At 50.9% G+C, this 25,975-nt stretch carries 20 protein-coding genes and 4 pseudogenes; 15 read left to right on the forward strand and 9 right to left on the reverse strand.

Going from position 1 to position 25,975, the window contains the following annotated elements; translation table 11 throughout:
• Nucleotides 1-31 precede the first annotated feature (31 nt).
• From AD949_RS03485 to AD949_RS14490, 4 genes and pseudogenes are all read right to left on the reverse strand, one after another.
• On the reverse strand, nt 32-1,489 hold the full coding sequence (locus AD949_RS03485; RefSeq protein ID WP_048836944.1) for an SMODS domain-containing nucleotidyltransferase: 1,458 nt from the start codon (nt 1,487-1,489) through the stop codon (nt 32-34).
• A complete protein-coding gene (locus AD949_RS14015) occupies nt 1,486-2,343 on the reverse strand; it encodes a hypothetical protein (protein WP_141325440.1) in 858 nt (285 codons plus the stop codon). Before AD949_RS14015 ends, AD949_RS03485 begins: the two co-directional genes overlap by 4 nt.
• 520 nt (nt 2,344-2,863) lie before the next feature.
• On the reverse strand, nt 2,864-3,424 hold the full coding sequence (locus tag AD949_RS03495) for an SLATT domain-containing protein (RefSeq protein ID WP_048836946.1): 561 nt from the start codon (nt 3,422-3,424) through the stop codon (nt 2,864-2,866).
• Nucleotides 3,425-3,605: 181 nt separating this feature from the next.
• Nucleotides 3,606-3,767, reverse strand: a pseudogene (locus tag AD949_RS14490) (integrase core domain-containing protein); the annotation flags it as partial.
• Between the two features lie 169 nt (nt 3,768-3,936).
• On the opposite strand from AD949_RS14490, the pseudogene AD949_RS03505 reads away from it, so the two are divergent.
• Both AD949_RS03505 and AD949_RS13670 read left to right on the forward strand, forming a co-directional pair.
• Nucleotides 3,937-5,047 (forward strand): annotated as a pseudogene (locus AD949_RS03505) (IS3 family transposase).
• 34 nt (nt 5,048-5,081) lie between these two features.
• Nucleotides 5,082-5,302: pseudogene (locus tag AD949_RS13670) on the forward strand (transposase); the annotation flags it as partial.
• A 21-nt stretch (nt 5,303-5,323) separates the two neighbouring features.
• On the opposite strand, the pseudogene AD949_RS13675 reads toward AD949_RS13670, so the two are convergent.
• Nucleotides 5,324-5,488: pseudogene (locus AD949_RS13675) on the reverse strand (IS3 family transposase); the annotation flags it as partial.
• Nucleotides 5,489-5,593: 105 nt separating this feature from the next.
• Here AD949_RS13675 and AD949_RS03510 point away from each other — a divergent pair.
• The 3 genes from AD949_RS03510 (at nt 5,594) to AD949_RS03520 (ending at nt 9,695) form a co-directional block, all read left to right on the forward strand.
• The gene (locus AD949_RS03510; RefSeq protein WP_244463462.1) at nt 5,594-5,929 is read left to right on the forward strand and encodes a hypothetical protein; all 336 of its coding nucleotides are present in this window, start codon (nt 5,594-5,596) and stop codon (nt 5,927-5,929) included.
• Nucleotides 5,930-6,000: 71 nt separating this feature from the next.
• The gene (locus tag AD949_RS03515; RefSeq protein ID WP_244463463.1) at nt 6,001-8,331 is read left to right on the forward strand and encodes a TonB-dependent receptor family protein; all 2,331 of its coding nucleotides are present in this window, start codon (nt 6,001-6,003) and stop codon (nt 8,329-8,331) included.
• An 11-nt stretch (nt 8,332-8,342) separates the two neighbouring features.
• Nucleotides 8,343-9,695, forward strand: coding sequence for a PepSY-associated TM helix domain-containing protein (locus AD949_RS03520; protein ID WP_048836948.1), 1,353 nt, complete (start codon nt 8,343-8,345; stop codon nt 9,693-9,695).
• Nucleotides 9,696-9,697: 2 nt separating this feature from the next.
• Here AD949_RS03520 and AD949_RS03525 read toward each other — a convergent pair whose 3' ends face one another.
• Nucleotides 9,698-10,408, reverse strand: coding sequence for an SCO family protein (locus tag AD949_RS03525; RefSeq protein WP_048836949.1), 711 nt, complete (start codon nt 10,406-10,408; stop codon nt 9,698-9,700).
• A 606-nt stretch (nt 10,409-11,014) separates the two neighbouring features.
• Between AD949_RS03525 and AD949_RS14680 the strand changes: the two genes are divergently transcribed.
• From AD949_RS14680 to AD949_RS03560, 7 genes are all read left to right on the forward strand, one after another.
• Entirely contained in the window at nt 11,015-11,275 is a 261-nt protein-coding gene (locus AD949_RS14680; RefSeq protein ID WP_371857646.1) for a DUF2946 family protein, read from the forward strand.
• 119 nt (nt 11,276-11,394) lie between these two features.
• Nucleotides 11,395-13,584, forward strand: a complete 2,190-nt coding sequence (locus tag AD949_RS03535; RefSeq protein WP_061504629.1) for a TonB-dependent siderophore receptor — start codon at nt 11,395-11,397, stop codon at nt 13,582-13,584.
• Nucleotides 13,584-14,513 (forward strand): DJ-1/PfpI family protein, encoded by a 930-nt coding sequence (locus AD949_RS03540; protein WP_096430593.1) that lies wholly within the window; start codon nt 13,584-13,586, stop codon nt 14,511-14,513. Before AD949_RS03535 ends, AD949_RS03540 begins: the two co-directional genes overlap by 1 nt.
• A 155-nt stretch (nt 14,514-14,668) precedes the next feature.
• Entirely contained in the window at nt 14,669-15,142 is a 474-nt protein-coding gene (locus AD949_RS03545; RefSeq protein ID WP_244463458.1) for a DUF2946 family protein, read from the forward strand.
• 98 nt (nt 15,143-15,240) lie between these two features.
• The gene (locus AD949_RS03550) at nt 15,241-17,436 is read left to right on the forward strand and encodes a TonB-dependent siderophore receptor (RefSeq protein WP_052944608.1); all 2,196 of its coding nucleotides are present in this window, start codon (nt 15,241-15,243) and stop codon (nt 17,434-17,436) included.
• Nucleotides 17,437-17,438: 2 nt separating this feature from the next.
• Nucleotides 17,439-18,353 (forward strand): alpha/beta hydrolase, encoded by a 915-nt coding sequence (locus AD949_RS03555; protein ID WP_209421695.1) that lies wholly within the window; start codon nt 17,439-17,441, stop codon nt 18,351-18,353.
• 405 nt (nt 18,354-18,758) lie between these two features.
• Nucleotides 18,759-18,983 (forward strand): hypothetical protein, encoded by a 225-nt coding sequence (locus AD949_RS03560; RefSeq protein ID WP_048836926.1) that lies wholly within the window; start codon nt 18,759-18,761, stop codon nt 18,981-18,983.
• A 67-nt stretch (nt 18,984-19,050) separates the two neighbouring features.
• On the opposite strand, the gene AD949_RS03565 is transcribed toward AD949_RS03560, so the two are convergent.
• The 3 genes from AD949_RS03565 to AD949_RS03575 all read right to left on the reverse strand — a co-directional run bounded on the left by AD949_RS03565 (nt 19,051) and on the right by AD949_RS03575 (nt 20,927).
• Complete coding sequence (locus AD949_RS03565; RefSeq protein WP_048836925.1) at nt 19,051-19,260, reverse strand: hypothetical protein; 210 nt, start codon at nt 19,258-19,260, stop codon at nt 19,051-19,053.
• A 321-nt stretch (nt 19,261-19,581) separates the two neighbouring features.
• Nucleotides 19,582-20,247, reverse strand: a complete 666-nt coding sequence (locus AD949_RS03570) for a hypothetical protein (protein ID WP_141325444.1) — start codon at nt 20,245-20,247, stop codon at nt 19,582-19,584.
• A gap of 2 nt (nt 20,248-20,249) precedes the next feature.
• Nucleotides 20,250-20,927 carry a hypothetical protein gene (locus AD949_RS03575; protein WP_244877591.1) on the reverse strand — a complete coding sequence of 226 codons (678 nt, stop codon included), beginning with the start codon at nt 20,925-20,927 and terminating at the stop codon, nt 20,250-20,252.
• An 812-nt stretch (nt 20,928-21,739) separates the two neighbouring features.
• Here AD949_RS03575 and AD949_RS03580 point away from each other — a divergent pair.
• From AD949_RS03580 to AD949_RS03595, 3 genes are all read left to right on the forward strand, one after another.
• Nucleotides 21,740-21,949 (forward strand): hypothetical protein, encoded by a 210-nt coding sequence (locus AD949_RS03580; protein WP_048836923.1) that lies wholly within the window; start codon nt 21,740-21,742, stop codon nt 21,947-21,949.
• 675 nt (nt 21,950-22,624) lie between these two features.
• Entirely contained in the window at nt 22,625-23,800 is a 1,176-nt protein-coding gene (locus AD949_RS03585) for a hypothetical protein (protein WP_141325446.1), read from the forward strand.
• A gap of 518 nt (nt 23,801-24,318) precedes the next feature.
• Nucleotides 24,319-25,975, forward strand: a 1,657-nt coding sequence (locus AD949_RS03595) for a recombinase family protein (protein WP_061504630.1), incomplete at its 3' end; no start/stop codon positions are given.

Consider the following 25,975-nt stretch of genomic DNA (forward strand, 5'->3'; position numbering starts at 1 on the left):
GTATTTGTAACGATCGTTGTGACTTTCTCCGTTATTCGATCATTACTCGGAACGCCTCACTCTGACCAACGATTTGGTTAGTACGCTTATTTACAACAAATGCTTCTACGATATGTACGCCTCGATACCGTAACTGCTCCCAGCGAGAGTTATCACTTTCAGGTTCTTCGATATTGCCTCGCAAACAATTCTCGGCTGCAGCAGCTTCATCAGTATTCGTTATGCGCCAATAGACCTTATAGAGGGCAGAACTAAACGGGGTACCACTGTTCATTATCGCTTTAAATTGCAAAAAAAACCCTGATTGCAGTGGCTCAAGGGAGTTTACAAATCCCAATGGGGTTGTACTGAACTTATGCTGATATAGTTCTGCACGTATCGAAACAGATAATTGCTGGGTGGATGGAGCACGATGCCATCTAGGCACCTCCATATACGATGTTTTGTTAAAATTTGTTGGGAGAATAGACGCACCAAATTTTTTAACGGCATCAACAAGATCTCCAACCAGTAATGAACCGCCTTCTATACTTTCTTTAACGCAAGAAATAACAGCCTTTCCGATAGACTTACCTTCATCAAACACAACGTGGCTAGCAAAATCACTACCAAAAACGCGCCTCCATTTTGCAATACTTTCTACCCTATCTTGTTCCATGTAAGCATCATCTATCCACTCACGATATGTATGAATTTTTTGCCGAAAATTTGAATATTGCTCATCCGTCCATCCACTTGCAAAGTCCTCACACGTAAGAAACGGATTAGATACTACTGGTTTTTTGGAATTTAACTGTAGCCAATCATCTAATCGAGCGAAAATTGTTTTTAGTGCTGTAGGTGTATCTATAAAATCATCGCTAAACTTATCACTTTCGTTAATACGATAACCGAGAATTGTTGTCAGTAAAACCGAAGAACATGTAAATCGTGTCTTAATATCACGCAAATACTTAATTAATCTCGTACACTTCCGAAAGCTATTATTGCCAGAATAACTATTTTGTGTTATCAACCAATCAGTATATCTTCGAGGCTCTGAAAGCTCAAACTCGTTAGTATTTCGATTACAAACTTCAAATCGAGAAACTCCATCGCGATCTATCACACATGGAGCAACGTCGATTTTTTTCTCGTTGGCATAAGTTATGGTCACACAATGAGACCAACGCTTTACCTTGTCTTTATAAGTCCCGTTTCCACGAAATACTTGATATAGTGTTTCGATATATTTTTGAGCATCCCATCCCACAACAGGTCTCACAAAAACGAGTAGATCAGCATCAAACTCTCCCAGATCTACCGGCTTAATAATCGTTTTGTGTGCCCATGAGCCTTGTGGCATCCAGCCTTTCAAAGATGGTTCCCAATTAGAATTTATAACGACACTCTTAATGGCTCCAATACTTGATTCGAGGTTTTGAACGCGTGTTATATTCAGATTTACAACGTCATTAAGAAACGCATTAAATATATCAACATGTTTCATTGCCGATTTGCCCTATCGTTTGTTCGATCATTCTGATAATCACGCCAGCGTTGATCAAGTTGTTGACGTCGCGCTTGGTAGACGTAAGGTACAATTTCGGGTGCACCTTCAATAGCAGCATTATAGTCCGTCATAGCCAGCAATACGTCTGACATTGGGTATCCAGCACGATCTGCTGTCATTAGCCTCAGACGTATCTTCTCAATATCTCTTGCTGCTGAAAGATGTGCCTGCCATGCTCCGAGAACATCGGAAGAAAGCACGAAAGCAAGTACAGCAAGAAAGATACGTACTATGGCTAATGCAGTAGTACGAGCAACATAAGGAGTTGTGCAGATCGCAATCAGAATCGCAACAAGAGCAAAAAATATTAACATCAAGAACATAACGCTAGCGCTAATACGATGAAGTTCCTGACTATAGATTGCAGATTCTTCCAACATCTCAGCCAATCGCGCTGGACCCGGAAGTTCTTGGCTGGCATAGTAATTTTGGTCCTCGCAATTCCTCGCTTCCTCTTGGCTAACAGTGAAACGATCTCGAAGACTCTGAATTTCGCTTGTTGATAGTTGGTCTGGCAGGCCGCCAAGCAAAAGTGCACCACGTCGTGCTGAATTTGCCGCAGACCGTATTTGCATATAGAAATAATTAACTACGCTCCATACGACAAGAAGAAAAGAAGCGACTATAGCAAGGGAATAAACTAAAACTGTATTCGCATCAGGAACAACAATTGAAATTGCGGCAGGAAACGCCGCCGCCAGCTGAAGACCAAAAAGCCATGTTCTTAAACGCGCCGACTTCCTAAATTCAGCTCGCATATACCCAATTAAATTGTCAGACGTCAGACTCATTTACAATACTCAACTTGGAAAGTATAAAAAATAAAATTAGTTAATTCCAATAATAATTTTATAAACCTTTGCACCCTTTGAATAAAACATTAAGAAGGTTTCTTAATATATACATTTTACTTTGCCATCATAACGCATTTCCCATATCACACCATCTATCTCCTTCTTCTTTTATAACCTTGCAGGCATGCATATTTAGCAGATCGAAAATTCAAAAGGGCTTCTTTGCGGCAACCGACAAGCTGATATCAGCCATCTCTGCACGATCGGTATGCTACGACAACTAAGTGCACGACACTAAATCCCATGTGAAAATTCATGCACGCGACAGAACTGAACGAGCCGGCATTTTACTCAATGATAGGTGTGCTTCGATAAATGACTTATCCTAGTCCTGTGCTACCATTATTCATCGATGATGATGTGGTTACCTACGAAGATGGCGCGCACTATGACGTTCTTACACGATCAACAGCCTATCTAGTTTCATGCAAGAACATCACGCAAGCTTGACGCACTTCTATGGTTGAATACTACCTACTGCGGCAGATATTTCATCTTGTTTATAACTCGCCTCGCCTGCTTGAATACCTTGTTTGGCTAATGCGTAAGCATACGCCGGAATAGGGCGGCTACTTGCCTGTGTTTCCGCATATTCCTGTCGGAGCTTATCGAGCTCAGAAAGTAGCATTTCATCAGTTACTCCTCCTAAATGCAGACGAGCAGCGATAAACATGCGAAGCTTCTTCCTTATAGTTGCAAACCTTACACCAGCGGCTTGATGCTCGCTAGCAAGTACATCGGGTTTCAGGAAAGTAGAGAGAGCAGAGAACAATGCTGCTACGAATGCCAACAGTGGCGGCACCCAAGAAGAAACTTTGGCAATGAATGTACCTCCAGCAATCGCTGCAAGAATAGCAGCAGGACCGTTAAGCCAATAATGACATTTCCTCCACTGACACGCAGCTTGATAATGCCCACGCTCAGTGTACATGGCGTCCACAGCAAGCCGCTGCGCTTCTTCCAACATACCAGTTCTAGCAGTCCCAGGCTCCGGCACTCCATTCAGCATTTCGTTCATCACTCTCTCCTCAAGTCACATTTTATTTACACTTGCGTCAAAAAAACAAATAAGTTTTTGTATAAAAGTTGAGTGCAAACATAATTTTTACATAGAATTGGGAATCTGTTTGTATTTATATGAGATTCTTGATCTGTTTCCAAGTGTTGGACAATCATATAGTAGAATTTCCGGAGTAATTTCACGGTAACGGGCTGGATACGCCACCGAGAGTATGCATGGAAATCGGCGTCCTGTTGCCAATCGCTTCATGTGGGCGGACCTCATTGTAGTCTCTGCGCTAAGCCTCCAACTTTTCGCTTACTTCCGCAAGCGTCAGGAACCAGCGTGCGTTCAAAGCCTGATCCGAAAGTTTTTGAACAATACCAGCATGTTGTGATTCATCCGTCTTTGCGAAGAGATGGAGTGAATGGTGGCATGGACTGGTACTGCCCTACACGAAGGGATTGCGTGACCCTGCCCCGTGTAATGCCCTCGTTTTTGAGTAAGGTCTGTCCAACCGGAGACAGGCAATGAAGAGATCACGTTTCACGCAGGATCCAGATCATCGGGATCCTGAAGGAGCATCAGGCGGGCACTACGGCTGCGGATCTGTGCCGCAAGCACGGGATCAGTGACTCCACCTTCTACACCTGGCGGTCGAAATACGTCGGGATGGAGGTGTCGGAAGCGCGGCGCCTCAAGGCTCTTGAAGAAGAGAACGCGAAGCTGAAGCGGCTTCTGGCGGAGAGCGTGATGGACGTCTCGACGCTGAAGGAACTGCTGGCAAAAAACTCGTGACGCCCGGTTTGCGGCGGGAAGCCGTGACCTGGGCGATCCGGGAGAAAGAGTATTCGCAGCGGCGGGCCTGCCGGCTGATCGGCATGGACCCGAAGACCTGGCGCTATGCGTCACGCCGCCCGGATGATGCCGCAGCGCGGGCCGCTGCGCGAACTGGCCGCGGAACGACGCCGGTTCGGCTATCGGCGCCTGCAGATCCTGCTCGACCGGGAGGGGATGGCGATGAACCACAAGAAGCTGTTCCGGCTGTATCGCGAGGAAGGGCTGTCGGTCCGCAAGCGTGGCGGCCGGAAACGGGCGATGGGCACGCGCGCGCCGATGATGCTGCCCGACGGGCCGAACCAGCGCTGGAGCCTGGATTTCGTGTCGGACGCGCTGAACCACGGACGGCGGTTCCGGGTGCTGACGGTGGTCGACGACTACACGCGCGAATGTCTGGCGCTGGTGGCGGACACCTCGTTGTCAGGCGAACGGCTCGGCCGTGAACTCGACCGGATCGGCTAGCAGCGCGGCTGGCCGCTGATGATCGTCAGCGACAATGGCACCGAGATGACGTCGAACGCGATCCTGGCCTGGCCGCAGAAGCGATCGGTGCTGTGGCACTATATCGCACCGGGCAAGCCGCAGCAGAACGGGTTTGTCGAGAGCTTCAACGGCCGGTTCCGCGACGAATGCCTCAATGAGCATCTGTTCCGTAACATCGCCCACGCTCGGACGGTCATCGACGCCTGGCGTGCCGACTATAACGCCGTCAGGCCCCACACCAGCCTCAATGGCATGACGCCAGAGGCTTTCGCTCAACACGCCAAAACGGCATATAGCAACGCACAGACCCTAACTTAAATCCGTGGGCATGTTCGGGGCAGGGTCAGCCAGCATGGGAAAATGGACGGTCGAAATCATCAGGCGATCAGACACAGCCAAGGGCTTTGAAATCCTGCCTCGCCGCTGGGTGATCGACCGAACATTCGCCCGGCTCGGTCGCTGCAGGCGACTCGCCAAAGACTGGGAAAAGTCCATAGCCTCGTCAACAGCGGGACTTTGATCGCCTCAATCCACATGCTAACCCGCAGAACCGCCAGGCATTGTCAGTGCTGAAAAACTTTCGAATCAGGCTATCAGGCACTCCGCCCCCAGACGTCCATTGAAGACTTCAATGAACGCATTGTCCGTCGGCTTGCCGGGTCGATAGAAGTCCAGCGTGACATTGTTGGCATAGATCCAGAAATCCAAATCGCACGAAATGAATTCCGAGCCCTAGTCGACCCGGATCGTGTTTGGGTAGGCCCTCAATATAGACTGGTTAACAGAAAGAACTTGATGTAACGGTGACGTATGACTCCACGTGCTCACAGTTCAGCTTACCTGTTGGCCTTCTGGCCTCTCGTTTTGCTTGCACTGATTGCACGCCTGACATTTGGCGGAATTGCTTCCCCAACAGCACTGATCGACGATCCGCTCAAAACTTTCACGAAGCTGAACATTCTTTGCGATGCTCAGAACACATCGTCTGATCCAGACGGACAGAACCATCACTCAACCGCTCCCGACGATGACGGCTTTCTTCTGTCCGAGGCATTGGATCTGCTTATTGTAAGCATCGTTTTCTGTCTTTTTGTGGACTTACGTATTGCTGCCATTCGTCAGTCATGGATGTTCACATCCATTCGGGGGCCGCCAACACCAAAACGGACTTCTCTCTGCCCACAGGGACCTCCTGCCTGATCTGAATTGAAAAGAGCCGCTCACCTACCATGCAGGTGAGCATTTTGTGCTGTCTCTTCAGGTTCTTTCACATGTTTCGTACGTCTTGTTTTTCACTCCCGTTTTACGGGACACTTACGGCTGCCGCCATTTTCTTGGCCAGCACTCCACACGCTGCCATCGGCGCAGAGAAGCCCCGCTCTGCTTTGAGTCAACATGCTCCTCCTGTGCCCAAAACCCACAAACACCCCGTCAAAACCGAACAGATTCTTGTAACGGGATTAAGCAGGTCGTCTGCCCTTACACGTCCGGAAGGCCAGACGACTTATAGTTCCGACAGAAGTAATTTCGCGAACCAGATTGGCCAGAGCGTTGCCGATATGGTGGTCACCATTCCCGGTGTCAGCTTTACTCAGGGGAATGGCCCTCGCGACACGAACGTTTCCATTCGTGGCTCAGGAGATCGTCAATCATGGGGACTTAAAAATATTCAGGTGCTGGAGGATGGGTTCCCCATGACTCAACCAGATGGGACAGCCCGGGCCGATCTGATCGACCCCCATGCTTATCAGGGTGTCGATGTTTTTGAGGGGCCTGCCTCAACCCTATATGGTAATTATGCCATCAACGGCGCCATCAATTTCCGGACCCGGAAGGGAGCAGATATTCACGGGCTGGAACTGGGTTCCGATTTTGGCAGTTTCGGAATGTTCAACAACTATGCCACCCTCGGCTTTGGCAACAGACACTACGATCTGATGATCTTTGGCAGCGATGTGCGTGGAAACGGCTTCATTGCCAATAGTCGTTATAATACCTCGACAGAGAATGTGCGGCTGCGTGTCAATCTGACGTCATCGGATCGTCTCATCTTGAAATTTGTCAACAACGTCACGGATGCGTTTTTGCCAGCAAGATTGTCACTCAACCAGTATCGGGCCAATCCCTACCAGCAAGGGTGCGCCAATGCGTCCAGCGCAGCAACTGGCTGCGCATCTGTCAATCTGTTGGTCAATGGCCGCTATGGCGCGAAGGTTGCCATGAGCCCTGAAGAGGCAGGGTTGGGGCGCTTTGATCGGCGTACGGTGGTTGGCCTGCGCTGGGAACATGATTTCAACAGTCATACAACATGGCGAAACCAGTTTACATACGATCAGCGCCATATCGACCAGCCAACGTCCCCTATGGCGTATGTCGGTCCTTATAATTCCTATAATGTAAGCAGCGACATAACCAACCATGCGCAACTTGCTGGCAGAGCGTTGGAAACATTTGCTGGCGTGAATTTTGATTATCTCGATTTTGGTTCACAGACTTACAACATCATGCCCCTGGGCGGTGCAACACGAGGGGCCATGAATTCCGAAAGCTACGGGCACCAGTGGAATCTCGGAGCGCGCTTTCAGGAAGACTGGCATTTTGCACCCGACTGGCACATTGTCGCCGGGCTTGGCGGCACATATTCCGATATTGGCGCAACCGAAACACTCTATGGCTACTCCGCAACGCTCAACACCCAGCGGGCCATCACAGCCAATCGTTTCTATTTCAATCTCGCGCCAGAAGGCGCGTTGATTTATACGCCATCAAAAGACTGGACGCTTCATACCCGTGTTGGCACAGCCTATGGCACCCCATCCTCTTCCAATCTTTTCATTACGCCACAAGGGGAATACGGGAACAATACACAACTGAAAAGCCAGACAAGTGTCGGCATTGATCTGGGCGCTGACTGGCATCCTTCTTCGACGATCAGTATTCAGGCAACAGGTTTTTACGAATTTTATAAGAACGAACTGGTCAGCCAGTCTGCCGGTGTTAACACCGTTGGCCCCTACACTTTTAACGCACCCGCGTCCGAACATCGTGGTGTTGTTCTGGGTGTGGAGTGGAAACCGTTGCCCAAAATGCTTCCCGGTAGTCGGGTTAAACTGAGCTACACCTACGATAATCAGATTTATACCAATTATACCGAGGTTCTTTCCAATAGCACGCTCTCACGCAGCTTCAGCCGCAAAGGGCATTATATCCCCGGGGTCATTCCCAATTTCCTCAATGCCCGCTTTCTCTACGACCAGCCTGACGGTCCACTGGAAGGACTGGGCGGATACGCGGAAGTCACGTGGCGTGATTCTTACTGGCTAGATAACGCCAATCGTCTGAAAGCGCCGGGATATGCGCTGCTTAATCTTGAAATGCATTATGATCCTCCCGCCCGGTTCGGCTGGGCGCATCGTTTGCACTGGTATTGCGAGGTGCAGAACGTTGCCAACCAGACTTATATCGCAGGTGCCACCAACATCAGCGATAAACTACAGGCCAGTGGTCAGCAGGCTAGTGCCACGACACTCATGAACAGCACAGGTTCCATCTATGCAGGTTCGCCCCGTGCGTATTTCGGCGGCGTGCGCATCAGGTTTTGAGGGATAGTACCATGACCATACACAGTGCCACTCTCTGGCCAGACCGCCGCACGCTCTGGCGCTGGCATTTCTTCGCAGGGCTGTTCTGCCTACCTTTTGTGGCCTTTCTCTCTCTGACCGGGACGGTTTATCTTTTCAAACCCCAGATAGATGACTGGATTGACTGGCGATATGACCATCTGCCCATCGCCTTATCGTCCTCTCCTGGGCGGGACGTTCAGGCAGCCGTATCAGCAGTGCCGCAGGGGGCTTTCCTAGCTTATGAACTTCCCCAGACTTCGCAAGGTGCCGCACGTGTTCTGATCAGCAGATCAGACGGAGAAGCCGTGCGGGTCTATGTGGGCAGGAACACCCACACTGTTCTGAAAACTGTTCTGGAAGAAAGCAGATTTGAGCGGCTGGTTTTCCGGCTGCATGGGCAGTTGCTGTTGGGTAATGTGGGTTCTGTCATTATGGAAATGGTTGCATCATGGACCATTGTGCTCATTGTGACAGGCCTACTGCTCTGGTGGCCTCGCGGTCAGAATGGACTGGCAGGCGTTGTTTATCCACGCCTTGGCATAAAGGGACGAACCCGGTGGCGGGATCTCCATGCTGTTACTGGCGTGTGGGCATCAGTGTTTCTGGTGCTGTTTCTGGTATCCGGTCTACCGTGGTCCTTTGTCTGGGGACATACCCTGCAATCGGTCGAAAACACGTTTGGTCGCCTGACCTCCGTCAAAGACTGGGAAATTGGCGCTGTGCCAGCCGCAGTTGTCATTGCCGGGCACCCGGTCGGGCACTCACAGAAGCAGCCTGCAACAGGCAGCATGGATATGCCCGGTATGGACATGCCAACCGTCTCCACCTCTTTTGCTGAAGGAGATTTTCTGAGTAGTTTGAATACTGTTGTAAAGACCGCGAGCACTCTTTCCCTGCCAGCTCCGGTAATCATTACACCGTCTGGCTCTCTATGGACTGTGCGTTCCGACACGCAAAACCGACCTTTGCGGGAAAGTGTGACAGTAACACCCGACGGCCATGTGGTGACACAGGAAACGTTTGCCGAGAAAGGTCTTATGGATCGGATCATTGGCTACGGCGTTGCGGCGCATGAAGGCCAGCTTTTTGGAAAGATGAACCAGGCCATTAACCTTTTAGTGGCCGTCGGCTTACTGATGATGAGCTGTGCAGCAACAGTGTTGTGGCTAAAACGCAAACCTGTGGGTTCCGTGGGGGCTCCACCTGCCTTGTCCTCTCAAAAATATGGAATGGTTGGTATGACGACCCTTGTCATTCTGGGGCTGCTTCTACCAGAACTGGGGGCCGCATTACTTGTTCTGGTTCTCGCAAACCGGATGTTTGCGAGATTAGGTCCGACCTGACATTAGGAGGATGGTAAAAGCCGTCTGAGTTCGCTTGCAATCTGATGGACACTGGCATCAACGGGGATCATGCCAACCAGATGGTTGTGTCCATCCATGAGATAAAGAAGTGAACTATGATCGACGAGGTAGCCTGAGCCATTGGGGGCATGACGTCGTGCTGAGACATGAAAGGCCTTCATAACCGGCTGAAGCTGACTTTCGGAGCCAGTCAGGCCGACAATATGAGGTGAGAAACGCTCGACATACTCCTGTAACACTGCAGGAGTATCACGTTCGGGATCAACTGAAATGAACACGGGAATAATGTTTTGTCCCCGCTTACCAAGCTCATCAAGAGCAGCTGACACCGTCGCAAGTGTCAACGGGCAGATATCTACACAGTGCGTATAGCCAAAATACAGAAGCGTATAATGCCCTTCAAAATCTGCCTGACTGACGGTCTGCCCATGACCATTAACCAGAGTGTAAGGCCCGCCAATCTGCGTATGCTGCTGCGACGTCAGAAACAGTCTTAGTCCTGCAGCCCCAGAAAACAGAAATAACACTATACCAAGCAGAAAAAATATCGTTTTCCACTCCTGCCGTCTGGCAGAAGACGCTTGCTTGGTTGATGCAACTTTTATGTGCTTCTTATGACTCATCTTATCATCATAACAAACGTTGCCTCGAACAACAGCATAATACTTTCTCAGCCAAAAGCGCAGGTCCAATCAGTCTGTCCTCATGAAACAAACCGTTAAAGAATTCCCGTAACCTAAACCTATGTATAACTAAGTCAGCGACAACAGAACTCCTTATCATGACGTATGGCAGAACTCTCCGGAAAAAGTGGCGGAACCAGTATCTGTTTGAATCTATTTAGGATATGCACGAAATCAGCATAGAATGGCTCTGAACACATAACCATGACAGACGCACATGAGAGGCGCTGATTAGCCCGTCCCAAAAATTAAAAAAAGATGCATGAACTCTCATTCAATGCCTCACTAAAAATAGAGAAAATCATCTTCTTTTCGGTCTCCAGATATGAGACTTAAAATACTCAGATGACGCGCACAAAACCGATACAAATTCATTGACACTGCGAGCTAATAGTTCTTTATAAAACCAGTCATATATTGGAGTTATCAATAGTTTTGACTACTCTCGAAACTCGACTGAAACACAAAACAACACTCCTCGCAATTCTTGTGAGGATGTTGGTTCTTGTCGGGTTTTCAGGACAACTTTTCCTTCAAGGTTTCTCCATACCTGATGAAGCGCCACGGGCCGCAATTGAGCGGCTAACAGGCATTGATATCAGCCCTCAGCGCAGCATGAGCCATGATATGGCGATGATGGATATGGATATGCCTATGAGCATGTCAGGTCATCACCATAATACGCATCATCACGACAAAAGCTGTCCGCTTTGCCCGTTGCTGGAACTTGTCGCTGTTATTCTGACAAGCCTGCCCGCCCTGCCCGCTTATACTGTATATAGATATCAACAGGAAATGCTGGCGCATCCTCCCAGAGCGCCACCATCTGTTCTGACAGGTCTGCCACCGGCGCGCGGTCCTCCTTTGTTTTCCTGAGCCTTTCGTCAGCCTCTGGTTTGTGTCGTCTTATCCCACACGCCGCTTTTATGCGTGTTTGGGAGTGTTTCTGCACGATCCAATGCTGAGTTTTTCTCAGTTCAGGATTTTCTTTAATTATGTATGAAAAAACCCGTGGCGCTCAAGGAGCGTTAGCGTGTCGCTTTGTCGCGCGCATTGTCGTGCTGTCTTACGGTTTTACCGCTACACCTTTATGGGCGCAGAGCAGCACCGACAAAACATTATTTTCCCAGACTGGGATGTCACCTCAGAAAGAAAAAAGAACAGAAGTCGCATCCCAGTCACAAAGCTTTGTGATCGTTAATGGAACACGGCAACCCGCCGAGAATTATCTTGCTCAGACCAGTAGTTCAGCTCTAAAAATTCCCGTTTCCATCCAGAAAACACCAGCATCAGTACAGGTCATCACTCATGCTGTCATACAGGATCGTGGCGCTCTCAGCATTAATCAGGCCATCGAGACAGTCAGCGGTGTTGAGCGTAATCTGACCTTCCCTAATTCTCTGACTTTTCGTGTACGTGGATTTGTGGACGCTTCTACAACCTTGCGAGATGGTTTTAGAGAACAGACCGGAACCCAAGATATTCAGGGCGTTGATAACATTGAAGTCCTGAAAGGTCCCGCATCGGTATTATATGGTGGTTCAACCTCTTCAGGCGGTACTGTCAACGTCACGACAAAGCGAGCCATTGCAAACCATAGCTTTCTGAATGCCGGATTATCAGGTGGAAGTTTTGGATTATTCCGTGGAACCGCAGACGGTAATCGTGATCTATCAGGAGATGGAAAAATTGTAGGACGTATCAATTTCGCCTATCAGCATGATGATACATTCCGAGACTTCGGTTACAACGAAACAACCTATGTTGCTCCGACTGTTCAGTGGTCTCCCTCTCTTCGTGATAAGATTGATTTCTTCGCGTCTTGGCAGCTTTCAAACTACACTTGGGGTGCATCCCAAACCCCTTTGATCCGAAAAGCTCTGGCCCTCCCCCTCTCCTATAACTTCGATAACCAGACGCTTGGAGCCTCGCATCAGAACTCCTGGCGTTTAGGATACAACTGGGTACATAAATTTTCCGATTCATTCCGATTTCGCTCAGGCTTTGCAAGCTCAATCAACAACTATGATTTCGGTACGGATCGTATGAGCACCTTTGCTCTCTCAACGAACGGACAAACCCTGAACCGAGGAGTATCCAGCGGCCCTCAGATGGGTAAAGATTTTGATCTCCAGAATGAATTTTCAGGCATTTTTCATACTGGTCCACTGAAACATGACTGGCTGGTCGGCAGCGAGCTCTATCAGACAGATTATAGTGCAAAAACCTATGCGGCCTCACTTCCTGCACTTGTTCTTACAGATCCCGTTTATATGGGGGCACCAGGACTTGCACGGTTACGCTCCAATATTTCAACACAGGCAGAAGCCGCCTCGGTATATTTTCAGGACTACATTTCGCTTTTTGACCGCTTCTATGTCCTTGGTGGGGGGCGCTATGATGCCACAACAACATCTTCTCTCAATAAAATAAAAGACATTAACACTTCTGTCTCTGCAAATAAATTTTCTCCGAGACTTGGTATTCTCTATGCCGCACGCAGAACAACGTCTCTCTATTTTAATTGGTCAACGAGCTTTATTCCCACATCAACTTCCTCCTTCACTGGAACTCCCCTTTCTCCGGGAAGGTCTCGTCAGATTGAAGCAGGCGTCAAACAACAACTGTTTCATGATCACCTGCAAGCGACTGTCGCGGTATATGATATTCGTCGCTCAAATGTTGCCACGACAGACCCTGCCCATCCGCTTTATTCCATTGCTGTTGGCCAGCAACGTAGCCGAGGAATAGAAGCTGATGTAGCTGGTGAGATTTTACCGGGCTGGAAAGCCGTTCTCAGTTACGCTTACACTTTTGCAAATGTAACCCGTGACAACAAATATCCTATCGGTAGTGTTCTTGCTGGCGTCGCCAAACATACCGGAAACGTCTGGACAACATACGAGTTTGCCGACGGAACAGTTTTGCATGGTTTAGGCTTAGGACTGGGTATCAGAGCCGCTACCCGACGGGAAGCAACACTTCCCAATTCGTTCTACCTTCCTGGCTATTTCCGGCTTGATTCTGCCTTATGGTATAAGTTTTCCTTACACGGACGACCAGTCAGAGCTCAGCTCAATATGACAAACCTGACCAATGCCCGCATTTATGACACGAATGGAACATTCTCCATGCGTGCGGAAGCTCCCCGTTCGGCTTTGGGTTCACTTCAGGTGGCATTCTGATGACGAAATCCAACAGCTCTCTTGAGGGCGGCTCGTGCGCCGTTTTTGCTCAGATCAACCCCTCTTACAAAGAAACAATCATGCCAAATTTACTACCAGACGCTTCTGCTTTACCCGGTCTTAAACGACGTGCCCTTGCTACTCTTGCCATGGCCTCCATAGTCTCAGAACGTGCCCAAGCAGCAACAACCAGTTCTGAGAAAGAGCATATGGCGCATATGCAAGGTATGAAATTCTCTGGCCCTCCAATTAAAATTGCCATGCTTGTTTACCCCAACATGGTTCTTCAGGACCTTGTCGGTCCACAAACAATTTTTAAAATTCTAGGTGCTGAAATTCATCTGGTTGGCATGACTATGACGCCAGTCTCAACCGATGTTGGTATTCCTGTCCCTCCAACAGACACACCAGCGACGTGTCCACAGGAACTGGATGTATTGTTTGTACCGGGCGGTCTAATGGGAACAATTGCGTGCATGAACGATCCCAACGTCCTTACTTTTTTGATAAGTCGTGCACCACACTCTCGCTTTATTACAAGCGTTTGCACAGGTAGCCTTATTCTTGCCGCAGCAGGGCTGTTGGAGGGATACAAAGCCACATCCCATTGGGGTGTCGTTGATTTACTGCCGCTAATGGGAGCCATTGAAAGCCACGAACGCGTTGTGCAGGATCGCAATAGGATTACAGGAGGCGGTGTGACTGCTGGCCTTGATTTTGGGCTTACTCTCGCAGCGCAATTACGCGGGCAGGCCGCAGCAGAACATATTCAACTCATTATCCAGTATGCACCTCAGCCCCCGTTTCATCATGGCGACCCATCGGAAATTCCGGAAGCCCAAATGGCACTTGAACGTAGCCATAGAGCATGGATGGACGGGAAAGCATTGCAGGCCGCACAAACGGCCTCAAAACGATTAAAGCTATAAGAGGCGTGTCTATCCCGGTCACCCTCGCTGCCCCCCCCTCGAGGCAGAGAAAATTCTAAAATGATGGTGCATTCTGCATTTAAGCACGAACAGCCCAGAATACGGCGATCGCTGACGATCACTGGTCTGACAAGCATTATCGGGTAAACCGACCTATGCCCGCTGTTCCTCACTGCACTTCGTTTTTGTTGTCTGGCCGTCGCCAGCTCCACGGGCTGAAAACGCTTGTGGTGCTGGCGACGTTGCTGGGGCTGTTGGGGCAGCTTGCTCTACAGAGCCTGGCGCGCCTGGATGAAATGCCCCGGAGCACTCTGGAACGCCTGACCGGACTTCAGATCGGACCGAGAGCCGTCCATTCCGATATGCACATGACCATGCCCGGCATGAGCATGGCGGCAGATCGACACCACACGACACATGATCATCAGCATTCGCATCATGACGATGGCGCATGCTTTCTGTGTCCGCTGCTGCACTTGCCCGGCATCGTGCTGACAACACCACTCATCGCCATACTGGTGTCGGTTCGCGTTGTTTGCACGCGATACATTCTGCCCCCCGCGCAAGCACCACCTTATGGGCACGGGATCCGGTTGCCGCCGCCAACGGGGCCACCCGTGACAGCCTGAGTCATCGTCACTGCCCGATAACCGGACTGAGTGTCTTCGAATGAGGACACACATCCGTTTTCTCGGGCTGCCTTCTGCCTCAGATCCGGATTTCTTTCATGAAATATCTTATTCGTTTCCGTGCGTCCTGCGCACGGATGCTCGCCTGCGGCTGTGCTCTCGCAGCGCTCAGTTATGGACCCGTCGCCATCGCGGCTGAGCCATCAAACGTCACATCAAAAAAGGCGGCAGCATCCAAAAAGCGTGCCTATGAGACGACAGACGTTCAGACATCAAACTGGTCTGGAGAGACGCTCACAGTGAGAGGCAAGCACCTCAGTTACACGGCGCCGACGTCCTCAGCAGCAACACGCACCGATACGCCGCTCATTCAGGTTCCCCAGTCGGTCCAGGTGATCACACGCACACTCATTCAGGAGCAGGACAGCCACTCATTGAGTGCCGCTCTGGTCAATGTATCGGGCATTACGCCGACACGAACGGATGCGATGCTGTTTGTTCCTCCGATTGTGCGGGGATTTCCCGCAGAGGTCTATCTCGATGGTTTGGCGATCTTTGCGGGCAACCAGCAGGCCTTCGCCCCCAACGCATTAGTGGGGGTCGAGCGCATCGAAGTTCTCAAAGGACCTAGCGCTACACTTTACGGCGGTGGGCTTGGTACGCCGCTTGGCGGGATCATCAACATTGAATCCGAGCGGCCGGATGACAAAACGGGCGGATCCGTGGCGATGCGTGGGGGGAGTTACGATACTCTGAACCCGTCTGGCGATGTGAACCTGAAGCTCTCACCAAGGGTTTCCATTCGTCTGGCCGGTGAATACCAGAGCTATGAAAGCTGGATCAACAAGGTTCATGGCAAGCAATGGTCATTGCAACCCAGTCTTTTATATCAGATTGACGATGATACGGATCTTATTGTGCGTGGCCAGTTCAACGATCGACGGAACCTGGAATATTCCGGGCTTCCGGCTGACGAAGCCCTTGCCGGTAAACTTGATCGCCATGCCTTTCCCGGCTCACCGATCAATCAGCCCGAGACAAACAATGAGAACCGCATGGGCTCGGTTGCCTTGCACCATGCCTTTAATAATTGTGTCAAGCTGACTGTTACCGGACGTTATTACGACAATACCGTACATGAGTATGGTAGTTTCGTCGATCCGGATCTATTTCCGCCAGATGCCTCTGCGCCGACCGTTTATGGGGTGTCGCCAATCCTGATGCATAACCGCACCAAGGAGGCCACATTCGACGCCAATCTTTCCGCCAAACTGCATATCCTGGGTGGAACCCATCAGCTTCTTGGCGGCATCAATTACGACTGGACAAGCTTTTACAGCGCCATGGGTTTTGGCGTCAGCGATACGCCGTCCGGCACGATCGACCTTGCCAATCCGGTCTACGCCCTCAGCTACACGCCACAACTTCCCGTCAATTCCTACACCAACGACCATTATCAGACCTATGCCGTCTATGCACAGGATCAGGCAACTTACGGCCGTCTCCATGTGACTGGGGGGCTACGTTTCACGGCCCTTAAATTTCGGGAGGCGACAGATTACAATGTAGCGAATAATTCGACCTATTATCACGTCTCACCGCGGATAGGCGCGACATTTGATATTGTGCAAGGTGTTGCTCTTTACGCGGGCTATGCAACGGCATTCAGAGCAGCTTTCGGATTTGTCGGTCTGGAGGCTCCGAAACCCGAGACCTCCCATAATGTCGAGGCAGGCATGAAACTGGCGCTCCCCGGGAGCGGCCTTTCTGGCACAATCGGGCTGTTCCGCCAGACGCACGATAATGTTGCCGTCTCCGACATGAACAATGTGGGTTATTATGTGCAGAGCGGGCGGCAGCGTGCTCAAGGGGTGGAGGCCGACATGGTCTGGGAACCTACCCCAGCGTTCTCACTGCTTGCCAATTACGCCTATACGGACACAAGGGACGATGGCGTGTCTCCAGGAGACCAGATTGCCCGCGTTCCTAAAAGCAGCGGACGCGTGGCTGCCCGCTATCGCTTTCTGCATGGCTGGGCAAAGGGCTTGTCTTTCGGCGCGGGCGTCACAGCCTATACTTCGCGTGCCTTGACGCTGCCCAATACTATCTCCGTGCCCGGTTATGCCGTAGTCGATGCACAGGCTGACTACAAATTTGATCGTTACACGTTGGGGATTTCCATGGTGAATCTCGGTAACAGGAAAGCCTGGGATCCCTATTCCTACATGGGCAATCCGGTCGTTGCACCGATTCAGCCCCTCTCGGCTTATGCGACCCTCAAGGTCAGGCTCTGATCATGAAGAATGCAATGAAGTATCTGAACACGGCGATGCTCCTCACCGTGTTCAGTCTGTTTATCTGCGCGGCTTCCCCGGCTCCAAGCCCTAGCATAACGATACCACTTTACCCTACCGGCGTTCTGCCATCGCTCAGTGTTCCGGAGACACGGGCAAAGATAGGCGACACGGACGAAACGATGGTCTTCAACGTCAGTAATCCAACGTTGGAGTTATTCCGCCCTCGTCCTGATCACTCAAACGGCACGGCAGTCATCATCGCACCCGGTGGTGGCTTCGTCGGCCTCAGTTATGAGGCCGAGGGAACCGCTGTAGCGCGAAAGTTGACCGAATATGGAGTCACGGCTCTGGTGCTTAAATATCGAACGATACGAAGTCCTGACGACGCGATGCATATGCCGTCTGTTCATATGAAAGAGATGGAGACGATCATGGCGCGGGCGAAGAGCGGCATACCTGCTGAGGTGCCACTCTTCGCGGGCGAGCCCCATGCCGTGGAAGATGGCAAGCATGCTATCGCGCTGGTTCGCCAGCATGCAGTGGAGTGGGGTATCAACCAGAAAAAGATTGGCTTCATCGGTTTCTCGTCCGGTGCCTTTCTGGCGGCGGATCTTGCTATCGGGAACAAAGCCACCCGGCCAGCTTTTGCAGGACTGTTTTATGGCGGATTGCGCACGCCAGTTCCGATAGATGCGTCTCCCGCTTTCATCGCAGCCGCCGCGGATGATCCGTATTTACCTAATGATGGCACGCTACTCTATACAGCCTGGCGCAAGGTCGGAGCTTCAGCAGAACTCCATCTCTATGAGCGTGGTGGCCACGGCTTCGGCCTGATAGCAAGAGGGGACACGAGCGATCATTGGTTCGACGAGTTCATTTGGTGGATGCAGGCGCGATCTTTGCTGAAACAGTGATCAAATACATCGTCGAAGAGATTTTCGTATCCTGCCGGAATTGGTAAGGTAGATTTGGTAATTTTTTCTGCTGCACATAGTGTTAGCGTCCGCTCTTGATTATCCTCTTCCAAGAGCGGACTGACCGGGGCCCATAAACGACCTGTTCGCTAAAGGAACGTAAAGCTGACAGGCGGCAGCCGCCTACATCGGGCGTCATCGGATATGCGTTGGATTTCCCAAAGCGGACGCGCGTCATGCTGTGCGAAGATCATTTTCATCCTTCCCACAGTGCTTCTGGCATCTCGTTGAGAACCTCTGTGCTCGCCACAAGGAGTGGCGCGCTGTCACAACCAGATATGAAAAAACAGCATCCGCCCACTCAAGGATCTCGTTGTCGAGGCGGGTTTCAAGCAGATCACACTCATGAAGCTTGATATCGAAGGCATGGAATATCGTGTTCTGGACGCCTTCTTTCGCGAGGCCTCGCCCAGCCTGTATCCGCAGCATATTATTCTGGAACGCCCAACACAAAAAAGCGCCTGGTCCGGGCTCTCCATGCTGCTGATTCAAAGCGGCCTCTACCGTATTGCTGGGCGCACACGCGCCAACCTCCTCCTGTCGCGACAAAAACCATCAGTGATTGGATAAGTCTCGTTTTTTTAAAAATAAAGCACAAAGAGAAACTGCTGCCTGCGAGCAGGCAGCAGCTGTGAGATCAGTCTTTCTTGTCGAGACGATCAAGTGTGTCACAGGCGCGTTCCAGAGCCTGTGTCATCGTTTCGGCCAGAAGAACCACGCCGTCGATCGTGTCTGACTTACCATCGCGCACCTCTCTGAGACCCGCCAGAAGCGGGCCTTTGAGGATCAACAAGACCTCGTAAACGTCACGCACCGGGGACGTGCTCTCCAGGAATTGATTTGACATGAGAAAAGTTCTTTCTTCAAAAGGCATTATCCTCAGCAAGGAAAATCCCCTCACGCGTAGTGACACGGGAGCCCCGATGACACAGGCACACGATGACCTCTTCCTTTTCTGGGGAGAAGGGCAACGACCCTTCGAAAACGCCTCTGGAAAAATCTGAAAAACAGATCTGACACGCGTACAGTACCAGCAACAAAACAGCCGGATTGACGGAGCCCTCGCATAGGAGAAATGAGGGCCACCACACGGAACCAGAAAAAGGGGCCGCACAATCAGTGCGCCCCCTTCCCTCTGCACCCTGATGACAGCGCCATCAGACGGCATTTAGTCAAAATCCCGAAAGATCCCGCCTTCCATTGTCTGCCATCCCTGCGCTTTGCCCCATGGTTCAGAAACCGGCGGTGGCAGCGTGCGTGTGCAGGACAAGGCGACCAGCATGTTCAGACGTGTCTGGGAGAGCAGTTCCGAGAGCACGACACGCCCTTGCAGCAGGCGGGCTGTGGCACCGCTTTCATACCAGGGCATATCGAGCGTCGGCTGACTATATTCAGCAAGCTCCGCCAGTGTGTAGTCACCCGCCCTGCCCAACTGGAACACCCGCGCGAGGCGATAGAGACACAGGAGATACGGTGGCATCTCCCACGGCCCACCCAGCATCTGATGCAGGAACGCCATATTGTAGCCGGCAAGGCACAAAGGCAGTGCCTGCCCGCGTGGAAAGACCGCATTGAAGAGACTGTCTTCCACGACAAACGCACTCCCGCCTTTTTCTCCGGGCATCTGCTCCAGAACGCCCTCGAATGTCGGGCTATCGATCTCCATTGTCCTGTGCCCTGCGCGGAAGATCACGTCTTTCCACGCGAGGGAGACCGGTAACCCCGACCGAAGACGACAGGGTCCACCGGATGTTTCAGGCAGAATATCGATCAGGCGAATGGTGCCCTCCTCCCAGCGTGGGAGCCTTTCTGCTGTTTTGGGATGATTGGTCATGATCAGGCTCCGCGCAGTGCAACGTCATCGACGAGATCAACGCAGAGGTCTTTCAGGTCTGCCGGACGGGCAAACAGATCAAGCCAGATCAGAACAGGCGTTATATCGAGAGCACGATAGACGTTGAGACGCTGATCAAGACGCGCCAGCCATTTTTGCTCTTCGTCATTCCGGGTTACCCGATCAGAGCCGCAGCAACCCGCCACTTCTATATAGCGGGAGACAGCCCCTTTCCGCAGTGTCAGGTCAGCCCGGAACCGCCCCTGCGCGAGACCGATTGGTTCATGCACATCCAGCACCATGTTCCTGCGTAAAAAGCCTGACAGGATCTGATACACAATGCGCTCGGGAAGAGAGTCCAGCACAGTGCCATCAAAGGCGACGGGTCCTGGCGCTGGCAGATCAGGCCAGCGACGCATCGCCATCTGTTGCACGCGTGCCCACTCGAGGGTCCCCGTGTCACCAATGAACACCAGATGCTGTCCCGCCGCGCCCATAAAACGAAACATGTGCGCGTTGGGTGGCGCCCCAAGGGCAAGAGTCATATCCCTGTAGAGGAGAAGATCCTCATCGGTTGGGTAAAAGATAGAAGACAGCGCAGACGCACTGCCTGTCGTTGTTGAAAGCGTAGCCATGTGATTTCCGTGAAGTGGAGCAAGCCCGTAAGGCGGCTGTGCCATGAGGCACTTTTTCCTTTTATGGGGAGACTGGAACGCCAGCCTCGACAACTTCCGCCTTCAAAATCACGAACACACTGAAAGTATAGTTTTGAGAAGCTTACAGTAAAAGACTGAACATTATCACCCGTGCCGCAACCGCTTTTCGTGATGGAAGAGCGTGCACCATGCCCTAGCCCTGACGACAGCACTGTGACTCAAACTATATATATTAAAGTTTTCTATAGAAGGCATTCGTGTCTTTGCAGGTCAACCAAGCACTTTTCCTCACACACCGCGGCGACATTTCGGTCTGACCTTATTTTTGGTGACATCGTATCAGGACCGTTTTCAGATTTCGGTCTGCCTTGAGCTTTCTTTCAGAGTTCTGGCTTTTCGTTTCTATTCCGGAATTAGCGTTGTAAAAAACGCAGCGCATTTTTCTGCTTGAATTTCAATGGTATTTTTAGGCGTACGTTTATCGTAACGATTTGAACCGTCACGGTAGTATTTTACGTTTAAAAAAGAGGCTGATGGAAACAGAATACTATCTTTATCTCATTGATTTGCCTGCTTTATGATAGCTCGCGACCCCCTTACCTCCACGATCTGTCCGGGGGCCGTCAGGCCATCCGGCAGGGTGCTGTTTTCGGTGCTTGCACCAAAACTGCGGTATCGTGCCTTTTTCTTCTCTTTTGAAACTTTATTTCTTATTAACGCTATATTTTGTAATAATATTGTTTGTCCTGTTTTTCCTTCTGCCAGCGTTAATAAGTGTTGAGTCCTTCATCAAAAGCGCCTCTGTAAGCCTCATAGAAGCTTCAGGATGGGCTTTTATGGCTGGTCTGGTATCAGACTGCTTGAATCCCCCATTGATCGCTCTTGCGAGCTTCTATGAGGCTTTTCGTTTTTTCTTGTTCGGCTGTTTTGTGTTTTGCTGGTTTTTTGGCGGCGTCATGATTCTTGTCGAATTTTCAACTTTCGCTTTAATCCTCGAAAACAGTTCCGGAATCGCCATTTTCGAGGGTGATTTGCGTTTTTTTTAATTCGCTTTAATCCTCGATAACAGTTCCGGAATCGCCATTTTCGAGGGTGGATTGATCCATGGGAGATTTAGACAGATAACAGTTCCGGAATCGCCATTTTCGAGGGTGGATTGATCCACGGGAGATTTAGACAGATAACAGTTCCGGAATCGCCATTTTCGAGGGTGGATTGATCCGCGGGAGATTTCGATCGAAAACAGTTCCGGAATCGCCATTTTCGAGGGTGGATTGATCCGTAAGGGATAGGTTCCTAAAACCGTTCGGATATGGCTGTTTTAGGGGGTGTTTTTAGTCGTAGGCAAATTATCCGACAATCATTCCGACAAGGTCATAATTTAGTCTTTTTAATATTTGGAATAAAAATCCGTTATTATGTTATTTTGTGGTCAAAATTACCTTTGCAATTTTGTTTTTTTGAAAATGTATTTTTTCTGAAATTCTGTAGAACTCCATCTTAAAAATTATACGAGATTCTATAAGAGTGGTGCGCTGTCGTATCCCAATACGAAAAAACAGCACCGTTGTTCCTCGCAATCACCCCAAATCGCTGGCCGGAGCAGACTGGATCAAGCTTTAACAGAGCCCTGGTTTATAACGCATCCTGGCCCCAGTTTTCGGAGATGGAACTCATTAGCAGCAAGGTCCGAGACGTATAAAGCAAAGAGGATGAATGGCGTGACTAAAATGGCAAGAATGCGCAGTCCTGTAAGTTTCAGACAGAATGATCCTGCACTCAACAGACTGCTTCAATGCACACTTATCAATGTTGTACGGACCCATAAGGTCCATTCACAGCGTGATATTAGACTGATTGATCTGCAGATCATGTTTTTGGAACATCAGTTACGTCTCAAAATTCAGAACCCACCCTATGGCTCGCGTCATGCAAGCTTTGCTGAGTTTCTTCAGTCTCTCTCGACTTCTCTGAGCGCCGAGCAGCGCGCCCTCATTCTGTCATTGAATCGTCTCACCGAGGCAGAATACCCCAGAAAATCTCTCCCCGCAGAGATGATCCCTGTTCTGTCCACCTATTTTCATGAAGACGAAATATGGCAGTTGCAACAGCAAATTTATAAAGCCTATCAGCAGTCCGGCTCACCTTGCCCGCACTATGAATTTTGCGATTATCTGCAGGATCGCACTCTGATTACCGGCACGCTCCGCGGCATTTTGGGTCGTGTACTGCACATTGCGGCGCGCCAATACTATCACCATCCCGACATTCCGCTGTCGTTGCAACGCTGCCTGCACGCCCTGAACGAGACAAAAGGTGCAGATAAACTTCTTGTCCTGCCTACAGATTTCCCGACTGGATTAAGAAAAGAAAAGACCGGAAAAAGGGCACTGAAGCAAACCATTAGCCTCGCAACATTCAAGACGCTCAAAGCGTCTTATGCTTCTATTCTCCCTTATTTGGCGGCTATGGATGTCATCTGGTGCTATCGCTCCCTGCCCTCTCATCCTCTCCCTGCCTGGGCAGATCCGAATGTCTTGCCCGGTCGAGAGCACCGGTCATGCCACAGCTTTATGGACACTCCTGACGATGTCGATATCGCTGCCAGAACGGTCTCTTATGCCCGATGGTTTCGTGAGTGGGGCATACGCCATGGTTCTCACAAAACGCAGAACAGGGTTCTGGATCCAGCGACAACGCCTGAGATCAAAACTGATTGCCCTGAAGCAGTGCCTATCACCCAAATCCCACACACAAAGACGGAACGGACACCTCGTCCAGTATCGCCGACCATTCCTCTGCCGTTACTGCCGCTGCCCGACGCACTTGTGAGAGCTCTTCAAAGTTATCAGGACCCCAATTCCAAAAAAGAAAAAAACAAAATTGATGAAGGCTAAATCATTTCAGCCTCCACCCTGCTTCTGAAAGCCAACATGAATTGCTTATCTGACTAAAGGAGGAGCTGGCATGAGCAGCAGGCAGTCGATGCAGAAACAAGTCTCAGTGCAGATGTATGACACTCAGGCATCACATCACTCGACCCAAACACTGAAGCTCCTGGTAAAAATTCTCGCGCATCATGCGGCGCTGGCTCACGTCACCGCCACTAGACCACCCTGTGTTGCCTCCAAAAAACCGAGCTCGACCGCCAAGGCCTGACATTTCTCTTGTCAGATCCGTTGGATCGTGGCTTTCTTGAGGACTTCTACAGTCCCCGTTGGGACCATCATGCGGGTAAGCCCCGCGACAGCAGTTTTTCTTCGGAAAATATCACACTGCATCATCACTGTTATGGCTCTCTTCTGACTGGTATCCGCAGATCATCACAGGGTCTCGCATACTAAGCAGTGCGTAACACACGTCACGCACCACACTGCAGCCAGTCTCTCTCCTCTTCTTCGAGAAACGATGTGCTATGAAAGTTGCCCTTTACGCCCGCTACTCTTCTGACAATCAGCGCGATGCGTCCATTGAGGATCAACTCCGGATTTGCCGCACGTACGCGGAACAACAGGGATGGACGATCGTCGACAGCTATTCTGACCGGGCAATTTCCGGTGCGTCCCTGATCCGTCCCGGGATCCAGGAACTCATCACGGATGCCAATACCGACCGCTTCCAGATCCTCCTGACAGAAGCCATGGACCGCCTATCCCGCGATCAGGAAGATATTGCCGGCCTGTTCAAGCGCATGCTCTTCGCTAACGTAAAGATCGTCACGCTTTCAGAAGGCGAGATCACCCCTCTTCATATCGGCCTCACCGGCACGATGAATGCGCTCTACCTCAAGGAACTGGCCAACAAGACCCGCCGCGGCCTGCGTGGCCGTGTCGAACAGGGCAAGTCTGGTGGTGGCCTGTGCTACGGTTACGATGTCGTCAAACAGCGCGACAGCCATGGCGAGACGACCTGCGGCGAGCGCGCCATCAATGAGAAGCAGGCGCAGATCGTCCGATGGGTCTTTCGGGAGTATGTCGACGGCAAATCTCCTAAAGCGATTGCCCTGTTTCTGAATGCTGAAGGCCATCGCGGTCCCTTGTCAGAAGCATGGAGTCCGTCAACACTCAATGGCAATCGTGAACGCGGCACGGGTATTCTGAATAACGAACTCTATATTGGGCGCCTCGTGTGGAACCGCCTGCGCTATATCAAGAACCCGAGCACCGGCAAACGCGTCTCGCGCCTGAACCCTGACTCAGAGTGGGTCATCCAGGACGTTCCTGAACTGCGGATTATCGAGCAGGATCTGTGGGATGCGGTCAAAGCCCGTCAGAGCAAAACGACCTGGTCGCAGAAATCCCGCGGAACCGGCGTTCACCCTCTCAACGCCCTGCAACGTCCGACCCATCTCCTGACGGGGCTGATCAAATGCGGCTGCTGCGGCGGCGGTTTCTCGATGATCTCCAAAAGCCATCTTGGCTGCTCAACAGCCCGCAACAAGGGCACCTGCGACAACCGCCTGACACTCCGGCGGGACGTCTTGGAGAAATCCGTGCTCAATGGCTTGCAGACGCAAATGATGGATCCCGCCCTCTTCAAGGAATTTTGTGACGAGTTTACCCGTGAGGTTAACCGACTGCGGATGGAGAAAGGGGCCGATCTGGTCGCTCTGAAATCCGAACTTCCCAAAATCGAGCGCGAACTGGATAAGGCCGTTCAGGCAATTCTCGATGGCTTTGCCAGCTCTGCACTCAAGACACGCATGGAGCAACTTGAAGCGCGTAAGGCGGAGATTGAGGAACGGCTGGCCGATAGCCCTTCCCCGCCTCCCCTCCTTCATCCGAACATGGCGGAGTTGTATCGCCAGAAGGTCGCAACACTTCACGAGAGTCTTCAAAGGGTCGGTAGCGACACAAAGACGGTGGAAGCGATCCGGTCTCTGATCACGCGGATCTGCCTCATTCCGGAGAATGGTGTTCTTGGGATTTTCCTTGAGGGTGATTTAGCTGCGATGCTGATTTTTGCATCAAACAAGAAGAACGCCGAGCATCATCCTGACGCTGGCGTTCTTAGTAAGTTCTTGATGCAGGATTCATTGGTTGCGGGGGCAGGATTTGAACCTGCGGCCTTCA

The organism is Acetobacter orleanensis (assembly GCF_001581005.1).
In the GTDB taxonomy this organism is placed as follows: domain Bacteria; phylum Pseudomonadota; class Alphaproteobacteria; order Acetobacterales; family Acetobacteraceae; genus Acetobacter; species Acetobacter orleanensis.